This is a genomic window from Vibrio sp. BS-M-Sm-2 (assembly GCF_041504345.1).
Lineage (GTDB): Bacteria > Pseudomonadota > Gammaproteobacteria > Enterobacterales > Vibrionaceae > Vibrio > Vibrio satsumensis.
Genome location: NZ_CP167894.1, coordinates 1,378,009 through 1,401,270, shown reverse-complemented (window position 1 = coordinate 1,401,270; position 23,262 = coordinate 1,378,009). Strand labels below are relative to the sequence as shown.

Annotated in this window: 17 protein-coding genes and 1 pseudogene; all 18 read left to right on the top strand. The window is 45.1% G+C overall.

The annotated features are described in order from the left end of the window. Nucleotides 1–227 precede the first annotated feature (227 nt). The 18 genes and pseudogenes from rsmH (at nucleotide 228) to carA (ending at nucleotide 23,262) form a co-directional block, all read left to right on the top strand. Entirely contained in the window at nucleotides 228–1,178 is a 951-nt protein-coding gene (gene rsmH / locus AB8613_RS06275; RefSeq protein ID WP_017059280.1) for a 16S rRNA (cytosine(1402)-N(4))-methyltransferase RsmH, read from the top strand. Nucleotides 1,179–1,181: 3 nt separating this feature from the next. Next, nucleotides 1,182–1,499 carry a cell division protein FtsL gene (ftsL, locus tag AB8613_RS06270; protein WP_061019056.1) on the top strand — a complete coding sequence of 106 codons (318 nt, stop codon included), beginning with the start codon at nucleotides 1,182–1,184 and terminating at the stop codon, nucleotides 1,497–1,499. Then, complete coding sequence (locus AB8613_RS06265; RefSeq protein WP_146490522.1) at nucleotides 1,496–3,253, top strand: penicillin-binding transpeptidase domain-containing protein; 1,758 nt, start codon at nucleotides 1,496–1,498, stop codon at nucleotides 3,251–3,253. Before ftsL ends, AB8613_RS06265 begins: the two co-directional genes overlap by 4 nt. Before the next feature lie 18 nt (nucleotides 3,254–3,271). Beyond that, the gene (gene murE, locus AB8613_RS06260; protein WP_285955146.1) at nucleotides 3,272–4,756 is read left to right on the top strand and encodes a UDP-N-acetylmuramoyl-L-alanyl-D-glutamate--2,6-diaminopimelate ligase; all 1,485 of its coding nucleotides are present in this window, start codon (nucleotides 3,272–3,274) and stop codon (nucleotides 4,754–4,756) included. Then, entirely contained in the window at nucleotides 4,756–6,129 is a 1,374-nt protein-coding gene (gene murF / locus AB8613_RS06255; RefSeq protein ID WP_372384661.1) for a UDP-N-acetylmuramoyl-tripeptide--D-alanyl-D-alanine ligase, read from the top strand. Before murE ends, murF begins: the two co-directional genes overlap by 1 nt. Beyond that, nucleotides 6,126–7,208 carry a phospho-N-acetylmuramoyl-pentapeptide-transferase gene (gene mraY / locus AB8613_RS06250; RefSeq protein ID WP_048658030.1) on the top strand — a complete coding sequence of 361 codons (1,083 nt, stop codon included), beginning with the start codon at nucleotides 6,126–6,128 and terminating at the stop codon, nucleotides 7,206–7,208. Before murF ends, mraY begins: the two co-directional genes overlap by 4 nt. Before the next feature lie 57 nt (nucleotides 7,209–7,265). Further along, on the top strand, nucleotides 7,266–8,582 hold the full coding sequence (gene murD, locus AB8613_RS06245) for a UDP-N-acetylmuramoyl-L-alanine--D-glutamate ligase (RefSeq protein ID WP_285955147.1): 1,317 nt from the start codon (nucleotides 7,266–7,268) through the stop codon (nucleotides 8,580–8,582). Between the two features lie 22 nt (nucleotides 8,583–8,604). Continuing rightward, the gene (gene ftsW, locus AB8613_RS06240) at nucleotides 8,605–9,801 is read left to right on the top strand and encodes a cell division protein FtsW (RefSeq protein ID WP_146490526.1); all 1,197 of its coding nucleotides are present in this window, start codon (nucleotides 8,605–8,607) and stop codon (nucleotides 9,799–9,801) included. Nucleotides 9,802–9,813: 12 nt separating this feature from the next. After that, nucleotides 9,814–10,874 (top strand): annotated as a pseudogene (murG, locus tag AB8613_RS06235) (undecaprenyldiphospho-muramoylpentapeptide beta-N-acetylglucosaminyltransferase). A 13-nt stretch (nucleotides 10,875–10,887) separates the two neighbouring features. Continuing rightward, nucleotides 10,888–12,348, top strand: coding sequence for a UDP-N-acetylmuramate--L-alanine ligase (gene murC, locus AB8613_RS06230; protein ID WP_372384660.1), 1,461 nt, complete (start codon nucleotides 10,888–10,890; stop codon nucleotides 12,346–12,348). 191 nt (nucleotides 12,349–12,539) lie between these two features. Next, the gene (locus tag AB8613_RS06225) at nucleotides 12,540–13,319 is read left to right on the top strand and encodes a cell division protein FtsQ/DivIB (RefSeq protein WP_372384802.1); all 780 of its coding nucleotides are present in this window, start codon (nucleotides 12,540–12,542) and stop codon (nucleotides 13,317–13,319) included. Further along, complete coding sequence (gene ftsA / locus AB8613_RS06220) at nucleotides 13,312–14,580, top strand: cell division protein FtsA (RefSeq protein WP_010434747.1); 1,269 nt, start codon at nucleotides 13,312–13,314, stop codon at nucleotides 14,578–14,580. The genes AB8613_RS06225 and ftsA overlap by 8 nt, the downstream gene beginning before the upstream one ends. Before the next feature lie 31 nt (nucleotides 14,581–14,611). Continuing rightward, nucleotides 14,612–15,853 carry a cell division protein FtsZ gene (gene ftsZ / locus AB8613_RS06215; protein ID WP_372384659.1) on the top strand — a complete coding sequence of 414 codons (1,242 nt, stop codon included), beginning with the start codon at nucleotides 14,612–14,614 and terminating at the stop codon, nucleotides 15,851–15,853. 96 nt (nucleotides 15,854–15,949) lie between these two features. Continuing rightward, nucleotides 15,950–16,867, top strand: coding sequence for a UDP-3-O-acyl-N-acetylglucosamine deacetylase (gene lpxC, locus AB8613_RS06210; RefSeq protein WP_010434751.1), 918 nt, complete (start codon nucleotides 15,950–15,952; stop codon nucleotides 16,865–16,867). A gap of 388 nt (nucleotides 16,868–17,255) precedes the next feature. Next, nucleotides 17,256–19,982 (top strand): preprotein translocase subunit SecA, encoded by a 2,727-nt coding sequence (gene secA / locus AB8613_RS06205; RefSeq protein WP_061019049.1) that lies wholly within the window; start codon nucleotides 17,256–17,258, stop codon nucleotides 19,980–19,982. 306 nt (nucleotides 19,983–20,288) lie between these two features. Continuing rightward, nucleotides 20,289–20,687: an 8-oxo-dGTP diphosphatase MutT gene (gene mutT / locus AB8613_RS06200; protein WP_076670693.1), complete on the top strand. Its 399-nt coding sequence runs from the start codon at nucleotides 20,289–20,291 to the stop codon at nucleotides 20,685–20,687. 92 nt (nucleotides 20,688–20,779) lie between these two features. Further along, nucleotides 20,780–21,604 carry a 4-hydroxy-tetrahydrodipicolinate reductase gene (dapB, locus tag AB8613_RS06195; protein WP_026084086.1) on the top strand — a complete coding sequence of 275 codons (825 nt, stop codon included), beginning with the start codon at nucleotides 20,780–20,782 and terminating at the stop codon, nucleotides 21,602–21,604. Nucleotides 21,605–22,107: 503 nt separating this feature from the next. After that, nucleotides 22,108–23,262 (top strand): glutamine-hydrolyzing carbamoyl-phosphate synthase small subunit, encoded by a 1,155-nt coding sequence (carA, locus tag AB8613_RS06190; protein WP_010434758.1) that lies wholly within the window; start codon nucleotides 22,108–22,110, stop codon nucleotides 23,260–23,262.

Genomic DNA, 23,262 nt, shown 5'->3' with positions numbered 1-23,262 from the left:
TATAAAGAACCCATCATTACTTAACGGTAGTGATGGGTTTTTTGCTTTATATTGACGTAAATTATTTAGATTTCCTTAGAATCCTTCACCCTGATATGAGCTTGGGTCAAAAATTCCCAAAGCCTATACACAATATGGTGGAGATACAGCGTGAAATCAGTACACTAAAACGTTAATAGAACAAATTATTGCCGAACTAATGGCTCAATCCACTCACTGAGAAGACTATGACAGAAGCATTCAAACATATTTCAGTATTGCTTAACGAATCTATTGACGGACTTGCGATCAAACCTGACGGTACCTACATCGATGGTACTTTTGGTCGTGGTGGTCACAGCCGTACAATCCTGTCTAAACTGGGCGAGAATGGACGACTCTTTAGTATCGACCGCGATCCACAAGCGATTGCAGAAGCACAAAAGATTGATGACCCTCGTTTTACGATTATTCATGGCCCATTCTCAGGTATGGCTGAATATGCAGAGCGTTACGACTTAGTCGGTCAAGTGGATGGCGTATTACTGGATTTAGGTGTTTCTTCACCACAGTTGGATGACGCAGAGCGTGGCTTTAGCTTCATGAAAGACGGCCCGCTTGATATGCGTATGGATCCAACAACTGGCATTCCTGTATCTCAGTGGTTAGTTGAAGCTGACCTTGATGACATCACATGGGTTATCCGTGAGTTTGGTGAAGACAAACACGCTCGCCGTATCGCGAAAGGCATCATTGCTTATCAAGAGAATGAAGAGAACGAACCGCTAACGCGCACTGGCCAGTTGGCTAAGCTTATCTCAGATGTAGCACCAAAAAGCTTTAAAGAGAAAAAGCACCCAGCGACACGTGCTTTCCAAGCATTCCGTATATACATCAACAGCGAGCTTGAAGAGATCGACACGGCACTGAAAGGTGCTGCAAGTATTCTTGCTCCAGAAGGTCGTTTATCTGTTATCAGCTTCCATTCACTTGAAGACCGCATGGTGAAGCGCTTTATCCGTAAAGAGAGCCAAGGCCCGCAAGTACCACATGGCTTGCCACTAACAGAAGAGCAGATCAAAGCGCTAGGCAGTGCTGATCTTAAGCCTGTTGGTAAAGCGATTAAACCATCAAAAGGCGAAGTGGATGAGAATACTCGTTCACGTAGCTCAGTATTACGAATCGCAGAAAAGCTATAGTCAATGAAGACCTCCAAACCTAACTTAGCCAAGATAATATTTTTTGATTTGATCTCCGTGGGTAAGATCCCATTGATGCTTCTTATCTGTATCTTTGCAAGTGCGATGGGGGTCGTTCTTACGACACATATGTCACGTCAGGCGATCACTCAAAAAGACATGGCATTGGTGGAGCGAGAACAGCTTGATGATGAGTGGCGAAATTTAATGCTTGAAGAGACGGCTCTGGCTGAACACAGTCGCGTTCAAGCATCGGCAAAAAGAGAGCTAGACATGAAACGTCCAGACTCTGACAAAGAAGTTGTGATCACACTGAAATGACCGGTAAAAAGGAAAAAGCACCCGCGAAAACCGTTAAGAAATCAACGAAAGAGCGTGTGAAGAGCGAAAAGGATTCGGATCCAATTCTTATTAAATGGCGTTTTAACGTCGTTATTGCTTTCGTGTTTCTTGCCTTTGCTGCACTGGTTGGCCGTGTGGCTTACATTCAAATTATTGAACCAGATAACTTAATTCGTCAGGGCGACCTTCGTTCAGTACGTGTTAAGGCCATTCCTTCTGCTCGCGGTATTATTTCAGACCGCAATGGCGAGCCGCTTGCTGTGAGTGTTCCAGTTGAGGCGGTATGGGCTGATCCAAAAACGATTTTTGACAAAAACGGCATGGCCAACATTGATCGTTGGTATGCGCTAGCTGATGTGCTTGGGTTAGAACGACAATCAATGATCGACAAGATCTCTAGCAACAAATCCCGTCGATTTATTTACCTGCAAAGACAAGTTAGCCCTGCGATGGCTAAATATATTCGCGATCTGAAGCTAGTGGGTATTGGTCTGAAAGCTGAATCTCGACGTTACTACCCTGCAGGCGAAGTCAGCGCGCACCTTATCGGCGTTACCGGGATTGATGGGCACGGCCTAGAAGGTGTTGAGCGCAGCTACGACAAATGGCTTACGGGCGAGGCGGGTAAGCGAACGATTCGTAAAGACCGCTATGGACGCGTTGTTGAAAACATTGCTTTAGAAGAGCGTGAAGAAGGTAAGCCACTCGAGCTCACAATCGATCAACGATTACAAGCGATAGCTTATCGAGCGATCAAGCAAGCTGTAGCCGATCATAAGGCGACTTCGGGCTCTGCAGTGTTACTCGATGTGAAGACGGGCGCAGTGTTAGCCATGGTCAATGCACCGTCTTACAACCCGAACAACCGCTCTGACTTACAAAGCTTTAAGATGCGAAACCGCGTGCTCACTGATGCCATGGAGCCTGGTTCGACAGTAAAACCTTTCGTGGTGTTAGCTGCACTGGAGAATGGGACGGCAGACGCGGAAACCATCATTGATACAGGTAATGGTATCATGCAGATTGGTGGCAGTCGCGTACGTGATACGTCGAAAGTCGGCAAAGCTGATTTAGCGTTGATCCTCAAAAAATCGAGTAATATCGGTGTAGCGAAGTTAGCGCTTGATATGCCACTTGAAGCCTTGCTTGGGATGTACAGCTCTGTCGGTTTAGGTGAGATGTCAGGGTTGAACCTGGTGGGGGAAACAGCGGGTATTTTCCCGAACCGTCGTCGCTGGTCTAAGTTTGAAATCGCTACCTTGGCATTTGGTTATGGATTAGCAGTTACGCCACTTCAATTGGCTCATGCTTACGCAACGTTAGCTAACAAAGGTATGTATGAACCAATTCACATCATCAAAAGTAACGACCAAGATTTCTCTAAGCAGATCATCAAGCGTGAGAACGCTGAGCTGGTTCTGCAAATGCTAGAAGGGGTAACTCAAAAGGGTGGTACGGCAACGAGAGCTGCTGTGCCGGGTTACCGAGTAGCAGCAAAAACAGGTACATCTCGTAAAGCAGAAGCTGGTGGGTACAGCGATGAATATATCGCTATTACATCTGGCTTTGCCCCAGTCAGTGACCCTAGAGTGGCGCTGGTTGTTGTGGTTAACGAGCCTCAAGGTGACCTTTACTATGGCGGTTCAGTCGCAGCCCCCGTTTTTTCTGAAATCATGAAGGGTGCACTGCAAATACTTAATGTCCCTGCTGATGAAAACAAATTTCAAGAATAGAGCCAATCAGGATTCAATATGAGTAATAGCCTCACGCTGTCATCTTTACTTTCTCCTTGGGGAGACTTCGGTTCTTCTGAGCTAGATGCGATTGCTGTTGAGCAGTTGGAGTTGGATAGCCGTGCGATCAAGGACGGTGATATTTTTGTTGCCGTAGTCGGACATGCTGTCGATGGCCGTCGTTTCATTGACAGAGCGGTCACACAGGGAGCTCATGCTGTTATTGCACAGGCCGATGCTGAAAAGCCCCATGGTCTGATTGAGTGGTTGGGTACTGTTCCGGTCATTTACATTAAAGACCTTAACTTGGTGTTATCTGAGTTGGCCGGCCGTGTTTACTCGTCTCAAGCGACTAAGTTGATTGGTGTTACCGGCACCAATGGCAAAACTACCATCACCCAATTGATTGCTCAGTGGCTTGATTTAGTCGGCCAACGTTCGGCAGTAATGGGCACCACGGGTAACGGTTTTCTAGGTAACCTTAAAACGGCGGCGAATACCACCGGCAGTGCCATCGAAATACAACGCACACTGAGTGAGTTGGCTGAAGAAAACGCCGTTTATACAGCAATGGAAATATCTTCTCATGGTTTGGTGCAAGGTCGAGTTAAAGCCTTGGACTTCGAAGTAGGTGTATTCACGAATTTGAGCCGTGATCATCTTGATTACCATGGCACGATGGAAGAGTACGCTTTGGCTAAGAAGAGCCTGTTTACTGTGCACAAATGCAATCACGCTGTCATAAACGTTGATGACGAAGTAGGTAAAGCTTGGATGACAGATTTATCGAGTGCGATTGCTGTTTCATTACTTCCATTAACGGGCTACCAACAGTCGGTATGGGCATCTGATGTTGCCTATGCAGAAACTGGGATTAAGCTCTCTTTTGATGGTAGTTGGGGACAAGGCGATCTTTCGGTTCCACTGATTGGTCAGTTCAACGCATCAAACGTATTGGTTGCCTTTACGACCTTGCTGTCATTAGGTATCGATAAGCAAACCTTGGTCGACACTGCGCCTCAGCTACAACCTGTGATTGGTCGTATGGAACTGTTCCAAGTGCCGAGCAAAGCAAAAGTGGTTGTCGATTACGCGCACACGCCAGACGCTTTAGAAAAAGCATTAGCAGCATTGCGTGTTCATTGTTCTGGAAAACTGTGGGCTATCTTTGGCTGCGGCGGTGACCGTGACACTGGTAAACGCCCTATGATGGCTGCGACCGCAGAGCAGTTCGCCGATAAAATCATTATTTCAGATGACAACCCTCGTAGCGAAGCTCCTGCCTTGATTGTCCAAGACATGTTGTCAGGCTTAAGCAAACCTGAATCTGCATTTGTGGAACACGATCGCTACCAAGCGGTTAAGTTCGCGCTTGAACAGGCAGACAGCAATGACATTATTCTTTTGGCTGGTAAAGGCCATGAGGATTACCAAGTATTGAAAGACAAAACGGTACATTACTCAGACCGAGAGTCTGCGCTTCAACTTTTAGGTATTTCATAATGATTGATGTATCACTCGAACAGATTTGTTCTGCGGTCAGCGGTGAGTTGATTGAGTCTAGCAACTCAAACAATGCCGTAATTAATGCCGTTTCTACCGACACTCGCACCGTTGAAGAAGGCGCATTGTTTGTCGCTCTTGTTGGAGAACGCTTTGATGCGCATGACTTTTGTCATCAAGCGGTTGAGGCGAATGCGAGTGCGTTGTTAGTCGAACGAAAACTTGACCTAAATATTACTCAAGTTGTTGTTGAAGACACTAAACTTGCTTTAGGTCAGCTAAGTGCTTGGGTCCACAAACAATGTAACGTTCCAACTATGGCCATTACCGGTAGCTGTGGCAAAACGACCGTCAAAGAGATGGTGGCGAGCATTCTGCAACAACGTGGCAAGGTGCTGTATACGGCGGGTAACTTCAATAATGATATTGGAGTACCACTAACCTTACTGCGCAGTGAACCAAATGACGACTATGCCGTGATAGAACTGGGTGCGAACCATATTGGTGAAATCGCCTATACTACGCAACTTGTGAAACCACAGGTGGCCTTAGTTAATAACGTCGCAGCCGCGCATCTAGAGGGCTTTGGCTCAATTGATGGTGTTAAAAAAGCGAAAGGTGAAATTTTTCAAGGGCTTGCTGTCGGTGATGCTGCTATTGTTAATTTAGATAGCAACGGTGGTGACTTTTGGAATGAAGTACTTGCCGATAAAACGGTACTGACATTTTCAGAAAGCGACAGCAATGCAGATTACTTTGCTAAGAACATTGGTATTAATGAGCAGGGTGAAGCCTGCTTTGAGATGCAAACTCCGCAAGGCGCTATACCGGTTGAGCTCGGTATTATCGGTCAACATAACGTAGCGAATGCATTAGCAGCAGCGGCGTTGAGCATCCAATTTGGCGCTACGCTAGATGAAGTGAAAAATGGTTTAGCAAATCTTATCTCTGTCAAAGGACGAGTTGAGGTTCAACAATTAAGTCAGAATATCAAGCTGATAGATGACAGTTACAACGCCAGCGTACCTGCGATGAAGTCGGCAGCTAAACTGCTGTCGAGCTTCAAAGGTCAACGTTGGTTGATTTTAGGCAATATGGCTGAATTAGGCGACGAAAGCCTTGCACTTCACCGTCAAGTCGGTGAATATGCTGCCCCATTCGCTTTTGAGCATGTACTCACTTACGGTGATGATACCAAGGTGATTAGTGAGGTCTGTAATGGTACCCACTTTGCAACGCATCAAGCGATGTTCGCGCACATAGAGCAGCACTTAAGCTTGCCAGAAAACGCGTCGCATACCTTGTTGGTAAAAGGCGCTAATAGTGCAGGAATGAGTAAAATAGCCGCTGCTTTAAAGGAGAACTTTTCATGATAATTTGGCTTGCAGAGCTACTACAGCCACACTTTTCTTTTTTCCGTTTGTTCGAATACCTATCGTTTCGTGCAATCGCGAGTATTTTGACGGCTTTATGCCTGTCGCTGTGGATGGGACCTCGTTTAATCGAGCGTCTGCAAATGCTACAAATTGGCCAAGTTGTTCGTAACGACGGCCCTGAATCTCACTTTAGCAAACGTGGCACACCTACCATGGGTGGCGTGATGATCCTAGCTGCCATCATTATTACGGTATTAATGTGGGCTGATCTTTCTAACCCTTACGTTTGGGCTGTATTGGTTGTCCTTGGCGGTTACGGTGCGGTTGGCTTTGTTGATGACTACCGTAAAGTGGTTCGTAAAAACACAGATGGCTTGATTGCGCGTTGGAAATACTTCTGGCAATCGGCTATTGCACTGGTTGTGGCGTTTGCGCTGTATGCTCACGGGCACGATACTGCGGCAACCCAATTGGTTGTTCCTTTCTTTAAAGATGTGATGCCACAATTAGGTTTATTGTACATCGTACTGACTTATTTTGTTATTGTGGGTACCAGTAACGCGGTGAACCTAACAGACGGCCTAGATGGCTTGGCGATTATGCCAACGGTTATGGTTGCTGCTGGTTTTGCTGTGATTGCTTGGGCGACAGGTAACGTTAACTTCGCAGCATATCTACACATTCCATACATCCCATACACTTCTGAGCTTGTGGTTGTATGTACTGCCATAGTCGGTGCTGGACTTGGTTTCCTATGGTTCAACACCTACCCAGCACAAGTATTCATGGGCGATGTTGGTTCGCTAGCGCTTGGTGGTGCATTGGGTGTGATTGCTGTGTTAGTTCGCCAAGAGTTGGTACTGGTTATTATGGGCGGTGTGTTTGTAATGGAGACTCTGTCAGTGATTCTGCAGGTGGGCTCTTACAAATTGCGTGGTCAACGTATTTTCCGCATGGCACCGATTCATCACCACTATGAACTTAAAGGTTGGCCAGAGCCGCGTGTAATCGTGCGCTTTTGGATCATCTCAATGGTATTAGTACTGGTTGGTCTAGCGACACTGAAAGTTCGTTAATCCTGTGTGAGCCTCTGAGTTGGGGCTCTTTAAAACTATTAAGAGCATCTTGTTTAAATGGAACGTTGGCAAAATATTCAAAATGTAGTGGTTGTGGGGCTCGGTATTACCGGGCTCTCTGTCGTTAAACATCTCGTAAAATATCAGCCTCATACTCATGTGAAGGTGATTGATACTCGAGAACTACCACCAGGAAAGGAATCTTTACCTGAGTCGGTAGAGCTACATTCTGGTAGTTGGAATAGCCAATGGTTAGCGGAAGCTGATTTGGTAGTTGCTAACCCAGGTATCGCCTTAGCGACCCCTGAAATACAAGATGTTATTCAAGCGGGAACTCCGGTTGTTGGCGATATTGAACTGTTTGGCTGGGCGGTAGACAAACCCGTCGTGGCAATAACAGGTTCTAATGGCAAGAGCACCGTGACCGACCTTACTGGTGTACTTGCAAAGGCTGCGGGTTTGAATGTCGGTGTGGGTGGCAATATTGGTATCCCTGCCTTAGAACTTTTAGAGCTTAATGCTGATTTATATGTTCTTGAGCTTTCAAGTTTTCAGTTAGAGACAACATCAAGCCTAAACTTAGCAGCAGCAGCATTTCTGAACCTGTCTGAAGATCATATGGATCGTTATCAAGGCATGGCCGACTACCGCGATGCCAAGCTAAGAATCTTTAACAATGCTCAATATGCGATTGTAAACCGCGACGATAAAGAGACGTATCCAGACCACAGCATGTCATTAGTAACATTCGGGCTCGACGACCAAGAGTTTGGTGTCGCGACAGTTGATGGTACCGAATGGCTAATGGACAACGGTAGACCTGTACTTTCTACCCAAGATTTAACATTGGTTGGACGTCACAATGTGGCAAATGCGTTAGTCTCGCTAGCACTGCTTAAACAAGTCGGTATCGATTACAGAAAAAGCCTTGAAGCCCTGAAAGCCTATAATGGTTTAACGCATCGTTGCCAAGTAGTGGCTGACAAACACGAAATTAAATGGGTTAACGACTCAAAAGCGACCAACGTAGCCAGTACATTAGCGGCTCTGTCGGGCTTAGAGTGCCAAGGTACTTTGTATCTTCTGGTTGGCGGGGTTGGTAAAGGTGCCGACTTCAGTGAGCTTAAGCCTGTGTTGTCGCAACTAGTACGCGTTCAACTGTGTTGTTTTGGTGAAGATGCCGATCAATTCATGCCTCTACACCCATCTGCACAAAAGTTCGATACCATGCAGCAGATAATCGAATCCATCTCACCACAGCTTGTGGCTGGGGATATGGTGATGCTGTCTCCTGCGTGCGCAAGCTTCGATCAATTTAATAACTTCATGGCAAGAGGTGATGCGTTCACTGAACTTGCTCATGAGTATGCCTAACGTGTTGAAGGACTAATATTCAGTGCAAAGAGTGAAAGAGATCAATCAATCTATTTGGCAATGGCTTAACCGTGCCACACCAGAGGCGCTCTATGATCGTCAATTGGTATGGATTGCTCTTGGACTGATGCTGACGGGTTTGGTAATGGTAACGTCGGCTTCGTTCCCAATCAGTGCTCGTTTAACCGATCAGCCGTTTCACTTTATGTTCCGTCATGCCATCTTCCTTGTGTTGGCATTAGGTGTCTCCAGCGTCATATTGCAAATCCCTATGCAGCGCTGGTTTCAATACAGTATGTATCTACTGGGCTTATCCTTTTTCTTGCTGATTGTGGTATTAGCCGTCGGTAAATCGGTTAACGGCGCATCGCGTTGGATCCCATTAGGGTTATTTAACTTACAACCTGCTGAGGTAGCCAAGTTATCGCTGTTTATCTTTATGGCGGGCTACTTGGTTCGTAAACAGGACGAAGTGAGAAAAACCTTCTTCGGTGGTTTTGCCAAACCCATCATGGTGTTTGGCGCCTTTGCCGTGTTGCTATTGGGCCAGCCCGATTTAGGTACCGTAGTCGTAATGCTAGTTACTTTGTTTGGCATGCTATTCATTGCTGGTGCCAAGCTTTCACAGTTTATCGCCTTGATGGTGGCGGGTATTGCCGCAGTCGTCGGCTTGATTGTTATAGAGCCTTACCGTGTTCGACGTGTTACCTCATTCTGGGAACCTTGGAACGACCCTTTCGGTAGTGGTTACCAGTTAACTCAGTCATTGATGGCGTTCGGCCGTGGTGATTGGATGGGGCAAGGGCTTGGTAACTCAATTCAAAAGCTCGAATACCTACCCGAAGCGCACACCGATTTTGTATTTGCTGTGTTGGCAGAAGAATTGGGTTTTGTTGGCGTAACCTTGGTGTTGATGCTGATCTTTAGCTTGGTTTTTAAAGCCATTCTTATTGGTAAAAAGGCCTTTGAAAATGACCAAGTGTTCAGTGGCTACCTGGCATTTGGCATCGGCATTTGGTTTGCTTTTCAGACGCTTGTTAATGTGGGTGCTGCTTCAGGTATCGTCCCGACCAAAGGTCTAACCTTACCGTTGATCAGTTATGGTGGTTCAAGTCTTATCGTGATGTCGGTGGCGGTTTCTATGTTGCTGCGTATCGATCACGAGTGCCGGATACAACAAAAAGAACAAGCCGATAATCAAAACGAATTAGTAGAATAAGAATCTAACGTGATGACAAAAAACAAAAAACTTTTAGTGATGGCTGGTGGTACTGGCGGTCACGTTTTTCCAGGGTTAGCGGTAGCTAAAAAGCTTCAGCAACAAGGCTGGGAAATTCGCTGGTTAGGAACTGCAGACAGAATGGAAGCGGATTTGGTGCCAAAGCATGGTATTGAGATCGACTTCATCAAGGTGAAAGGCCTTCGTGGTCAAGGCATTAGCAAGCTAATTAAAGCGCCGTTCCAGATTATTAATGCCATACTTCAAGCAAGACAACACATTAAAGCATGGCAGCCTGATGTGGTGCTTGGCATGGGGGGTACGTGAGTGGTCCCGGTGGTATCGCGGCTTGGTTGTCTGGTATTCCAGTAGTTCTGCATGAACAAAATGCAGTGGCAGGTTTAACCAACCAATGGCTGTCTAAGATTGCTAAAAAGGTTTTCCAAGCTTTTCCGGGTGCGTTTCCTACTGCAGAAGTCGTGGGTAACCCAGTACGCGAAGATGTTGTTGCCTTAACTGAACCCGATCAACGCATGGCTGAGCGTGATGGTGACATCCGCATCTTAGTTATGGGGGGTAGCCAAGGCGCTAAAATCCTAAATGATACACTGCCTTTGACATTGGCTCAGTTAGGCGCTGGTTTTACTGTGATACACCAAGCCGGTAAAAACAATCAACAGCAAGTGATTGAACAATACAAATCACATTCTGTAGATAATGTTCAAGTGACTGAATTTATTGATGATGTGGCGCAAGCTTATGAGTGGGCAGATCTATTAGTGTGTCGGTCAGGGGCATTAACCGTATCAGAAGTATCTGCAGCAGGTGTTGGTTCTATTTTCGTTCCGTTTATGCATAGAGATAGACAACAAGCGTTGAATGCCGACCACTTAGTTGAATGTGGAGCAGCGTTAATGATTGAACAGCCTCAATTGACGGCTGATAAGCTAGCGAACACTATCGCTCAGCTTGATAGAAATGAATTAAAAATGATGGCAACAAAAGCTCGTCAAGCAGCCAAGCTTGATGCTGATGTGACCGTCGCTGAAGCAATTAAAGCTTTAGCAAAATAATGAGATTGAATTGATGACGATTGAACATACCCAAGACTTAGCGCAAATCCGTGCAATGGTGCCAGAGATGCGCCGTGTTAAATCTATCCACTTCATTGGTATTGGTGGTGCTGGAATGAGCGGGATTGCTGAAGTTTTGCTAAATGAAGGCTACCAGATCACGGGTTCTGATATTGCTCAAAACCCAGTGACTGATCGTTTAGTTAGCAAGGGCGCGACCGTTTATATCGGTCACCAAGCAAGTAACGTTGCCGACGCAAGTGTGGTGGTGGTTTCAACCGCTATCAACGAAAAAAATCCAGAAATTATTGCTGCTCGTGAAGCGCGTACACCTATCGTTCGTCGTGCAGAAATGCTGGCTGAGCTGATGCGTTTTCGTCACGGCATTGCTGTGGCAGGTACGCACGGTAAGACAACCACGACTGCGCTAGTGACACAGATTTACTCGGAAGCAGGCCTAGATCCAACCTTCGTAAACGGTGGTTTGGTGAAAAGTGCAGGCACTAACGCACGTTTAGGTTCAAGCCGTATTCTTATCGCTGAAGCCGATGAGAGTGATGCGTCATTCTTACATCTGCAACCAATGGTTAGTATCGTAACTAACATCGAAGCGGATCATATGGATACCTACGGTGGCGATTTTGAAACGCTAAAGCAGACGTTTATTGACTTCTTACACAACCTGCCATTCTACGGTCAGGCTGTGATGTGTGTTGATGATCCTGTAGTGCGTGAGCTTATCCCTCAGGTAAGTCGCCAAGTGATTACTTACGGTTTCTCAGAAGATGCGGATATTCGTATTGAGAACTACGTACAAGAAGGTCAACAAGGTAAGTTCACGGTGGTACGTGAAGGTAAAGCTAACCTTGATATCACATTAAATATTCCGGGTCGTCACAATGCACTGAATGCGTCAGCGGCGATCGCTGTTGCAACAGAAGATGACATCAGCGATGAAGCGATTCTAAAAGCGATGGCGGGAACCGAAGGCACTGGTCGCCGTTTCGATCACCTAGGTGAGTACGAAACAGGTAAAGGCGTTGCTATGTTGGTTGATGATTACGGTCATCACCCAACCGAAGTTGATGTGACGATTCAAGCTGCACGAAGTGGCTGGACTGATAAACGTCTTGTGATGATCTTCCAACCACACCGTTATAGCCGTACTCGCGATCTGTATGATGATTTCGCGAACGTTCTTGAACAGGTTGATGTCCTAATTCTGTTAGATGTTTATTCTGCAGGTGAGAAACCTATTGCAGGGGCAGACGGACGTTCATTAAGTCGAACTATTCGCGGGCGTGGTAAGATAGATCCAATCTTTGTTGCCGATATCAACGCGCTGCCGTCGACTTTAGCCAACGTAATTCAAGGCGGTGACCTTGTTTTAACGCAGGGGGCAGGGGATGTTGGTCGAGTGGCGAAGCAGTTGGAATCGTTACAGTTAGACATTAATAATATGCAGAACGCGTAACAGAATACTGTCTACAGACTGTGGTCAATCGCTCACTTCTTGCGATTGACCTAAAATTGACCAAAAATCTTATTATCAACGTTTGATAGTTTGATTTTGCTCAGTATAATTCATAGGTTAAAGTAAGTGCTTTTACCTCTATTACGAAGATAGGGAATAGAATTGCGAACCAACGACAGGGAATGCGGGCTTTGGTAGAAAGTACTTTTAGCGAAAACCGCCACCTATTCAGTTTACCATCGCTCAAAAAACACGCTTTAGGCGGGTCTTTTTTAGTCGTGGTATTGCTATTCATTGGGTTTCTTTTCTATACCACACTGACTTGGATGTGGGACGATCAGCGATTGCCTCTTTCCAAAATAGTACTTCAAGGTGACTTAACTTATGTAACGGCTGGTGATGTTCAGCATGCTTTTGGCGAGTTAGAACATATTGGTACTTTCATGTCGCAAGATATTGGGGTGTTGCAAGACAGTTTAGAAGCGTTACCTTGGGTTTCAGTGGTCTCCATTCGTAAGCAGTGGCCAGACACAATAAAAGTATTTTTGACTGAGTACCATGCAGCAGCAATCTGGAACGGCAACATGCTGCTGAATGACGATGGTCAGGTGTTTAATGGTGATATCGGCCTGTTGAAGGGTGATAGAGTTAAGCTTTACGGCCCAGACGGCACCAGCCAAGAAGTGATAGAAAAGTGGCGACAGATAACCCCTTTGATTAACAGTCTAGGGTTAACCGTTACCTCACTCGTTCTCAATGAGCGTCGCGCTTGGCAAATAATCCTAGATAACGGTATCCGTTTAGAACTAGGTAAAGATTCTTTAGATGAGCGTGTTGAACGCTTTATTTCGCTTTACAACGAACTTGGTAGTAAAGCGAATCAAGTGAGCTACATCGACCTCAGGTATGATACGGGAGCCGCTGTAGGCTGGTTTCCAGAGCAAGAGTTAGAAGAGAGCACAGATGACTAAGACCGCAGATGACAACATAATCGTTGGTCTTGATATAGGCACTGCGACCATATCAGCTCTGGTTGGTGAAATATTGCCTGATGGTCAAATCAATATCATTGGCTCTGGGCAAAGCCCATCCAGAGGTATGGATAAAGGTGGTGTAAACGACCTAGAGTCGGTAGTGAAGTCGGTTCAGCGAGCTATTGATCAAGCAGAGTTGATGGCGGAATGCCAAATCAGCAATGTATTTATCTCGCTATCGGGTAAACATATCGCAAGCCGAATTGAAAAAGGCATGGGCACTATCTCTGATGAAGAGGTGTCTCAAGACGATATGGATCGAGCGATCCATACCGCGAAATCAATTAAAATAGGTGATGAGCAGAGAATTCTGCACGTGATCCCACAAGAATTTACCATTGATTATCAAGAAGGGATTAAGAATCCACTTGGCTTATCTGGTGTTCGAATGGAAGTCAGTGTTCACCTAATTTCTTGCCATAGCGACATGGCGAGAAACATTATTAAAGCTGTTGAACGATGTGGTCTCACAGTAGAACAAATCGTGTTTTCAGGACTTGCCTCAAGCAATGCGGTAATTACTGAAGACGAGAGAGAGCTTGGAGTGTGTGTGGTCGATATCGGTGCGGGTACGATGGATATTTCCATTTGGACTGGCGGCGCACTTCGACACACAGAAGTCTTTTCCTACGCAGGAAATGCAGTAACCAGTGATATTGCCTTCGCTTTCGGCACGCCAGTGAGCGATGCTGAAGAGATAAAAGTAAACCATGGTTGCGCTCTGAGTGAACTCGTAAGCAAGGATGACTCTGTTAACGTCCCAAGTGTTGGTGGTCGCCCATCGAGAAGTTTGCAACGACAAACTTTGTCGGAAGTGATCGAACCACGTTACACTGAACTTATGGGTCTCGTTAACCAAACTATTGATACGGTTCAATTACAGCTACGCGATGAGGGTATTAAACACCACCTTGCAGCTGGCGTCGTTCTCACTGGTGGAGCGGCACAAATTGACGGGTTGGTAGAGTGTGCGGAACGTGTTTTCCGCAATCAAGTTCGAGTTGGTAAGCCGTTAGAAGTTAGTGGCTTAACTGACTATGTTAAAGAGCCGTATCATTCTACGGCGGTTGGTTTACTTCATTACGCAAGAGATTGTCAGATCAGTGATGAAGGTGATTATAGCGAACCTAAGCGTTCAGCACCTTCTATGTCTGGTTTATTTGGTAAATTGCGTAATTGGATACAAAAAGAGTTTTAACCTGAGTTGCAGGAAAAAACGGAGATAACACATGTTTGAACCGATGATGGAAATGTCTGACGATGCGGTAATTAAAGTCGTTGGAGTTGGTGGCGGTGGCGGTAACGCTGTTGAGCACATGGTGCGTGAGTCAATCGAAGGTGTAGAGTTCATCAGTGTTAACACTGACGCACAAGCACTTCGTAAAACAAGCGTGAGCAGCGTGATCCAAATTGGTGGTGATATCACTAAAGGCTTGGGCGCTGGTGCAAACCCACAAGTAGGCCGTGATGCAGCTCTCGAAGATCGAGAAAGAATTAAAGAAGTTCTAACTGGCGCCGATATGGTATTTATCGCAGCTGGTATGGGCGGTGGTACAGGTACAGGTGCTGCTCCAGTTATTGCTGAAGTTGCGAAAGAGTTGGGTGTGCTAACGGTTGCTGTGGTAACTAAGCCATTTAGCTTTGAAGGCAAAAAGCGTTTAGCGTTTGCTGAGCAAGGTATTGAAGAGCTTTCTAAACATGTGGATTCTTTAATTACGATTCCAAATGAGAAGCTACTTAAAGTACTTGGCCGCGGCGTAACTCTGCTAGAAGCTTTCGCAAGTGCAAATGATGTACTTAAAAATGCTGTACAAGGTATCGCAGAGCTAATTACTCGCCCTGGTATGATTAACGTCGATTTCGCGGATGTTCGCACCGTGATGTCTGAGATGGGTCATGCAATGATGGGTAGCGGTATCGCAAAAGGTGAAGACCGTGCTGAAGAAGCTGCTGAAACGGCAATTTCTAGCCCACTACTAGAAGACATCGACCTAGCTGGCGCGCGTGGCGTTCTTGTGAACATCACAGCAGGCCTAGATATGCGTCTAGATGAGTTCGAAACAGTAGGTAATACAGTTAAGGCATTCGCATCTGATAACGCAACAGTTGTGATTGGTACTTCTCTAGACCCTGATATGACGGATGAAATCCGTGTAACTGTTGTTGCAACAGGTATCGGTACAGAGAAAAAACCAGACATTACATTAGTTGCTGGTGGTAAAGCTAAGGTTGCAACAACTCCTCAACCACAGGTAGCGGCTCAAACTGCACCAAAAGTGGAAGAGAAAGTGGCACAGCCATTGCAGGAAAAAACTGAGGTTAAACCTCAAGTTAAGCCTCAAGTTAAGCCGCAGCCAACAACGTCTCCTGTTTCTTCAGGTACAGGCGCTAGCCAAAGTGCAGCACCTAAAGCTGAGAAAGAGAGTGGATACTTAGATATTCCAGCATTCTTACGACGTCAGGCTGATTAACAAATACCCAAAATTTGACTATCGTCGAATTAATGGTAAAATTCGCGGTCGGTAAATATTGACCGTGATTTGTAGCACTGATAACGAGGCAAGCAGATGATCAGACAACGTACTCTGAAAGAAATTGTGAAAACAACTGGTGTGGGTCTCCACTCTGGTCGTAAAGTCACACTTACTCTTCGCCCGGCAGCTGCAAATACAGGCATTGTTTATCGTCGTACAGATGTAAATCCACCTGTAGATTTTCCAGCTGATCCAGCGTCAGTTCGTGACACTATGCTATGTACAGCTCTTGTTAATGACGAAGGCGTACGTATCTCTACAGTGGAACACCTTAACGCAGCTCTAGCGGGTATGGGTATCGACAACATTATTGTTGAAGTAGATGCTCCTGAGATCCCAATTATGGATGGTAGCGCAAGCCCATTCGTATACTTGCTACAGCAAGCAGGTGTAGAAACACTGAATGCAGCGAAGCGTTTTATTCGTATCAAAAAGCCTATCCGTTTTGAAGATGGCGATAAGTGGGCAGAATTTGTTCCATTTAACGGCTTCCGCATGGACTTTGAGATCGACTTTAACCACCCAGCAATTGAATCTGATGAGCAACGTTTGTTGTTTGATTTCTCTTCACAAGGCTTTGTGAAAGAGATCTCTCGCGCTCGTACTTTCGGTTTCATGCGTGATATTGAGTATCTACAATCTCAAAACCTAGTACTTGGCGGTAGCTTCGATAATGCTATCGTTCTAGACGAATACCGAATTCTTAATGAAGAAGGTCTACGTTTTGACAATGAGTTCGTAACTCACAAAGTACTCGATGCGATTGGTGACTTGTATATGTGTGGACACGCTATTATTGGTGAGTTCCGTGCATACAAATCAGGTCACGGCCTAAACAACCAACTACTACGTGCAGTACTTGCTGACGCAGAAGCTTGGGAATGGGCAACATTCGAAGAGGAAGTAGGCTCTCCTGTTGCATTTGCTGAGCCAGGAATGGTTCTAGCGTAATTGTTGTTTACAACAATATAAGATTTCGAAAACCAGGTCATTGACCTGGTTTTTTTGTATCTACTTTCCAGATACAGTGTTGTCAACATCCGAAAGTTGACTACCAATGGGCTACAGTCTGGCTAATCCGTCAGCAATTAGAAAGAAAAGTTCCAAGCACATCAAACAAATGGGGTTATTAATGGTCGTTGGTGTGAAAATTACTTACACTAAAGGGCATTAATTTTAACTCAAGCCTTGAAAACTCTACTCTCAAGTACAATATCAAAGATACTAGATTTATCTCAGTATCCTTGGTTAGTAACTGAAGACTAGTTCATAGCTAGTAGAGACTGACGGCATTTAAAATAGATCGCGGACGATCTGAGAACGAAGAGATTCCAAGCACATGATTACTAAGCTGCTGACAAAGGTAATTGGCAGTCGCAATGACAGAACACTGCGCCGCCTTAGAAAAATTGTAAAAGAAATTAATAACTACGAACCAACGTTTGAAGCACTTTCAGACGAAGAGCTAAAAGCAAAAACGGTTGAGTTTCGTGAGCGCTTAGATAAAGGTGAATCGCTAGACCAACTTCTACCGGAAGCATTTGCTACGGTACGTGAAGCGTCTAAGCGTGTTTACGGCATGCGTCACTTTGACGTGCAAATGATTGGTGGCATGGTTCTAAATGCTGGCCAAATTGCAGAAATGCGTACTGGTGAAGGTAAGACTCTTACAGCAACCTTACCAGCTTATCTTAACGCCCTACCTAGCAAAGGTGTTCACGTAGTAACGGTGAACGACTACCTAGCGAAACGTGATGCGGAAACAAACCGCCCATTATTTGAATTCCTTGGTATGACCGTTGGCGTGAACGTGCCAAACATGGCTCCACCAGAGAAGAAAGAAGCGTACCAAGCGGATATCCTATACGGAACAAACAACGAGTTTGGTTTCGACTACCTACGTGACAATATGGCTTTCCGTGCTGAAGATCGTGTTCAACGTGAACGCTTCTTCGCTGTTGTCGATGAAGTTGACTCAATTTTAATTGATGAAGCTCGTACACCACTTATTATCTCTGGCCCTGCTGAAGATAGCTCAGACCTTTACACGCGTATTAACACGTTAATTCCGAACCTTGAGCGCCAAGATAAAGAAGATTCTGAAGAGTACCGTGGTGAAGGTCACTACACCATGGACGAGAAATCGAAGCAGGTTCACCTGACTGAAAACGGTCAAGAATTTGTAGAAGAGCTAATGGTGAAAAACGGCCTGATGGAAGAGGGTGATACGCTTTACTCTCCAACAAACATCAGCCTATTGCACCATGTTAATGCAGCGCTTCGTGCACACGTATTGTTTGAGAAAGACGTCGACTACATCGTTACTGAAGAAGGCGAAGTGGTTATCGTTGATGAACATACTGGTCGTACTATGCCAGGTCGTCGTTGGTCTGAAGGTTTACACCAAGCTGTTGAAGCTAAAGAAGGTGTGAAGATTCAGAATGAAAACCAGACTCTAGCATCGATTACATTCCAGAACTTCTTCCGTCTATACGAAAAACTGTCAGGTATGACAGGTACTGCCGATACTGAAGCTTTCGAATTCCAGTCTATCTACGGCCTAGAAACTGTGGTTATCCCAACCAACAAGCCAATGGTTCGTAACGATATGCCAGATGTGGTTTATCGTACTGAAGAAGACAAGTTCAATGCGATCATTGAAGACATCAAAGACCGTGTAGCAGCTGGTCAACCATCATTGGTTGGTACGGTTTCTATCGAGAAGTCTGAACTACTGTCTAACGCACTGAAAAAAGCAAAAATTAAGCACAGCGTTCTAAATGCTAAATTCCACGAAATGGAAGCAGAGATCGTTGCACAAGCTGGTATGCCGAGTGCGGTAACTATCGCAACTAACATGGCTGGTCGTGGTACCGATATCGTGTTAGGTGGTAGCTGGCAGGCACAAGTTGAGAAGCTAGAGAATCCAACCAAAGAGCAGATCGATAAGATCAAAGCTGATTGGAGAATCATCCACGATAAAGTACTTGAGTCAGGTGGTCTGCACATCATTGGTACTGAGCGTCATGAATCTCGCCGTATCGATAACCAGCTACGTGGTCGTTCTGGTCGTCAAGGTGATGCGGGTTCTTCTCGTTTCTACCTATCAATGGAAGATTCTCTGTTACGTATCTTTACATCGGATCGTATGGCTGGTCTTATCCAAAGTGGTATGGACGAAGGCGAAGCGATCGAATCTAAGATGCTTTCTCGCTCAATTGAAAAAGCACAACGTAAAGTTGAAGGTCGTAACTTCGATATTCGTAAGCAGCTTCTTGAGTACGATGATGTAGCCAATGACCAACGTAAAGTGGTTTATGAGCTTCGTGACGAACTGATGAGTTCTGACGACATCAGCGAAATGATCGAACACAACCGTGAAGACGTGTTTACTTCGGTTATCGATGAGTACATTGCTCCTCAATCTCTTGAAGATATGTGGGATATCGCTGGTCTGCAAGATCGTCTGAAGAATGACTTTGATCTAGACTTTGATATTCAAGGTTGGTTAGACGAAGACGACAAGCTTTACGAAGAAGCATTGCGTGAACGAATCCTAGGTATGGCGGTTGATTCGTACAAACAGAAAGAAGAAGTGGTTGGTGCTCAAGTACTGCGTAACTTCGAGAAGTCTGTGATGCTACAAACGCTAGATGGTCTTTGGAAAGAGCACTTGGCTGCGATGGATCACCTTCGTCAAGGTATCCACCTTCGTGGTTATGCTCAGAAGAACCCGAAACAAGAGTACAAGCGTGAGTCGTTTGAACTGTTTGAAGGCCTACTAGATGTACTAAAAACAGACGTTGTTACCATTCTTTCTAAAGTTCGCGTTCAGCAACAAGAAGAAGTTGAAAAGATGGAAGCGCAACGTCAAGCCCAAGCTGAAGAAGCGGCGCGTCGTGCAAAAGCACAACATGCAACAGCTGAAAACCAGCTAGGCGATAATGAAGCTGAAGCTGCATCTCCACAAACGGTAGTACGTGATGAGCGTAAAGTGGGTCGTAACGAACCATGCCCATGCGGAAGTGGCAAAAAATATAAACAGTGTCACGGTAAAATTGACTAAGCTTGGTGAATCGTTGCTGTAACGGATGATTGCAGTGTCGGAGGTACTCACTTACTAACGTAAGCTCCGTGCCTCCTCCTCGCACTCAACACGTCACAGCTTAGCTTCACACAAACTTATTGATAAAAAGAGTCGCTTAGGCGGCTCTTTTTGTATATGAAAATAATAAGGTTTCGATGGCGTCATCCTCGAGAGTGAGGGACGAGCGAGTCGTGGACCTTTGGAACTAACAAAAGAGCAGATTCCCTATCTAATTCGTTCCTCATTGTAGGGAATGACGGTAAGGGCACAAAAGGAACACCATCAATGAAAAGAATCCACATTGTAGCTGGAATTATCTTTAACCAAGATAAGTCACAGGTATTTATTACTAAGCGCCCAGACGACAAGCATAAAGGCGGTTTCTGGGAATTTCCTGGTGGTAAAGTAGAAGTAGGCGAAACCATTGAACAGGCGATGACTCGTGAACTTGATGAAGAAATCGGTATCAATGTGACTGAACAGTCTCTGTTTGAACATCTTGAGTTTGATTACAGTGACAAGTCGCTTAAGTTTGATTTCATCCTTGTGACTGATTTCGAGCAACAGCCTTATGGTAAAGAAGGGCAACAAGGTGAATGGGTCGATCTTGAATCATTGAGCCAATACGCATTCCCTGAAGCGAATGTGCCAATTTTAGAGCGAGTAATAAAAGAGTTTTCGTAATTGCTAGCCTGAGTTTGAGATTGTTGTTAGTTTAAAGAGATTAATCGATTGAACGTTGCTGCAAGAGATAAGTGGCAACGGTAACCAAAACAATGGAGATATTCGCAGTGGTAAGAATTGCAATTGCAGGAGCAGCGGGCCGTATGGGTCGCAACTTGGTGAAAGCCGCTCATCATAATTCAGAAGCAAGTGTTGGTGCTGGTTCAGAGCGTCCAGAGTCATCTTTGGTCGGCGTTGATGTTGGCGAGTTATGCGGTGAAGGTCGTTTTGATGTTGCTCTAGTGGATGACTTGTCTAAAGCGATCGAAGAGTTTGATGTGATTGTCGATTTTACTGCACCTGTTAGCACATTAGCGAATATTGAACTTTGTAAACGTCATGGTAAAAAGCTGATCATCGGTACGACGGGTTTCTCTGAAGAAGAGAAGCAGGTGATTGATGCAGCTTCAAAAGAGATGCCTATCGTAATGGCACCTAACTACAGTGTCGGTGTGAACCTGGTATTTAAGCTGCTAGAGAAGGCCGCTAAAGTGATGGGCGATTATTGTGATGTCGAGATCGTTGAGGCTCACCACCGTCATAAAGTTGATGCACCTTCTGGTACTGCGATTGGCATGGGCGAAGCGATTGCTGGTGCGATGGGCAATGAGCTAAACGATGTAGCCGTGTGGTCACGTGAAGGCATTACTGGCGAGCGTACAAAAGATGAGATTGGTTTTGCGACAATTCGAGCTGGCGACATTATTGGCGAGCATACCGCTATGTTTGCTGATATCGGTGAGCGAGTCGAAATTACTCATAAAGCCACAGATCGAATGACCTTTGCTAATGGTGCAATCAAGGCAGCAGTTTGGTTAAATGACAAACCTGCTGGCTTTTATACCATGACTGACGTCCTTGGTTTGAACGATCTGTAAATAGATATTTATGCGCTGGCAACTGCCGGCGCTTTCTTTATTTAGTCCCTTTTTTACAGTGATCCCTCTTCTACGATCCTCTTTTTACTTTCTTATTATCGTCATTTTCCCTTAGTTTAAGTGTTATTTATATTGCCTTTGGTGTGTTTTCTATTTTAGATCTTTAAATTATCATGTTTTCTCTTTGTATTTATCGTTTGCGTTTTGTTGCTGATATTTTTATTACTCTATGCTTAGCTAAAATGAGGGGTGAAAATTAGAAAATCATAATATTCGGTTTAAATGAGCATGAAAGTTGAACTTTTGAAGCTTTGATGGTGTAAATTGGATTAGTCCTTACAAATGTTTAATTTCTTTTACGTTAAATGTTGACACGTATCACGCACATCACTAAAATACCGCCAATTTGTCTAATTTCCATAAACACGCAGTTTCTGGTGTTGCAGGAAGGTAGATTTGCAAATTAAATCAATTTTAATGCATTTTTATTTCTGGAGGTTGTCTTGAAGAAGTCAGCACTACTCGTCCTAGAAGATGGGACAGTATTTCACGGTGAAGCCATTGGCGCTGTAGGTTCTGCAGTTGGTGAAGTCGTTTTTAATACCTCGATGACGGGGTACCAAGAAATCCTCACTGATCCTTCCTATTCTCAACAAATCGTTACTCTTACTTACCCTCACATTGGCAATACCGGAACCAATTCCGAAGACGAAGAATCTTCTTCAATCCACGCTCAAGGCCTTGTGATTCGCGATCTCCCTCTAATCGCTTCTAACTTCCGTAATGAACAATCCCTTTCTGATTACCTTAAGTCGCAAAACGTTGTTGGTATCGCTGATATCGATACTCGTAAGCTGACACGTATTCTTCGTGAAAAAGGTGCTCAGAACGGTTGTATCGTAGCTGGCTCTTCAGTAAACGACGGAAATTTAGACGAAGCTTTGGCTCTAGCTAAAGCAAAAGAATTCCCTGGCCTGAAAGGTATGGACCTTGCGAAAGAAGTTACAACAAAAGAAGCGTACCAATGGAAACAAGGTTCGTGGACGCTTACGGGTGGACTTCCTGAAGCGAAAGCAGACTCTGAATTGCCATACCACGTTGTTGCTTATGACTTCGGTGCAAAACGAAACATCCTACGAATGCTTGTTGACCGCGGTTGCCGCCTAACGGTTGTTCCAGCTGAAACTTCTGCTGAAGAAGTACTAGCTCTGAACCCAGACGGTGTTTTCCTTTCAAATGGCCCTGGTGACCCAGAACCATGTACTTACGCAATTGAAGCGACAAAAGTGTTCCTAGAAAAAGGCTTGCCAATCTTCGGTATCTGTCTAGGTCACCAGATTCTTGCTCTTGCGTCAGGCGCTAAGACAGTGAAGATGAAGTTTGGTCACCACGGTGCAAACCACCCGGTTAAAGATTTAGATCGTGATGTTGTGATGATTACTTCGCAAAACCACGGCTTTGCTGCTGACGAAGAAACCCTTCCAGAGACACTGCGTGCAACTCACAAATCACTATTTGATGGTTCTCTACAGGGTATTCACCGTACAGACAAACCAGCATTCAGCTTCCAAGGTCACCCTGAAGCAAGCCCAGGTCCAGAAGATGCGGCACCGCTATTCGACCACTTCATTGAATTAATTAAACAGCACACAGCGTAA

What these genes read in the sequence shown, in the direction of transcription:
- ftsZ (WP_372384659.1), top strand. Translation starts at nt 14,612, where the DNA reads ATGTTTGAACCGATGATGGAAATGTCTGACGATGCGGTAATTAAAGTC.
- ftsA (WP_010434747.1), top strand. Translation starts at nt 13,312, where the DNA reads ATGACTAAGACCGCAGATGACAACATAATCGTTGGTCTTGATATAGGC.
- dapB (WP_026084086.1), top strand. Translation starts at nt 20,780, where the DNA reads ATGGAGATATTCGCAGTGGTAAGAATTGCAATTGCAGGAGCAGCGGGC.
- lpxC (WP_010434751.1), top strand. Translation starts at nt 15,950, where the DNA reads ATGATCAGACAACGTACTCTGAAAGAAATTGTGAAAACAACTGGTGTG.
- ftsL (WP_061019056.1), top strand. Translation starts at nt 1,182, where the DNA reads ATGAAGACCTCCAAACCTAACTTAGCCAAGATAATATTTTTTGATTTG.
- murF (WP_372384661.1), top strand. Translation starts at nt 4,756, where the DNA reads ATGATTGATGTATCACTCGAACAGATTTGTTCTGCGGTCAGCGGTGAG.
- mraY (WP_048658030.1), top strand. Translation starts at nt 6,126, where the DNA reads ATGATAATTTGGCTTGCAGAGCTACTACAGCCACACTTTTCTTTTTTC.
- murD (WP_285955147.1), top strand. Translation starts at nt 7,266, where the DNA reads ATGGAACGTTGGCAAAATATTCAAAATGTAGTGGTTGTGGGGCTCGGT.
- murE (WP_285955146.1), top strand. Translation starts at nt 3,272, where the DNA reads ATGAGTAATAGCCTCACGCTGTCATCTTTACTTTCTCCTTGGGGAGAC.
- rsmH (WP_017059280.1), top strand. Translation starts at nt 228, where the DNA reads ATGACAGAAGCATTCAAACATATTTCAGTATTGCTTAACGAATCTATT.
- secA (WP_061019049.1), top strand. Translation starts at nt 17,256, where the DNA reads ATGATTACTAAGCTGCTGACAAAGGTAATTGGCAGTCGCAATGACAGA.
- mutT (WP_076670693.1), top strand. Translation starts at nt 20,289, where the DNA reads ATGAAAAGAATCCACATTGTAGCTGGAATTATCTTTAACCAAGATAAG.
- AB8613_RS06265 (WP_146490522.1), top strand. Translation starts at nt 1,496, where the DNA reads ATGACCGGTAAAAAGGAAAAAGCACCCGCGAAAACCGTTAAGAAATCA.
- murC (WP_372384660.1), top strand. Translation starts at nt 10,888, where the DNA reads ATGACGATTGAACATACCCAAGACTTAGCGCAAATCCGTGCAATGGTG.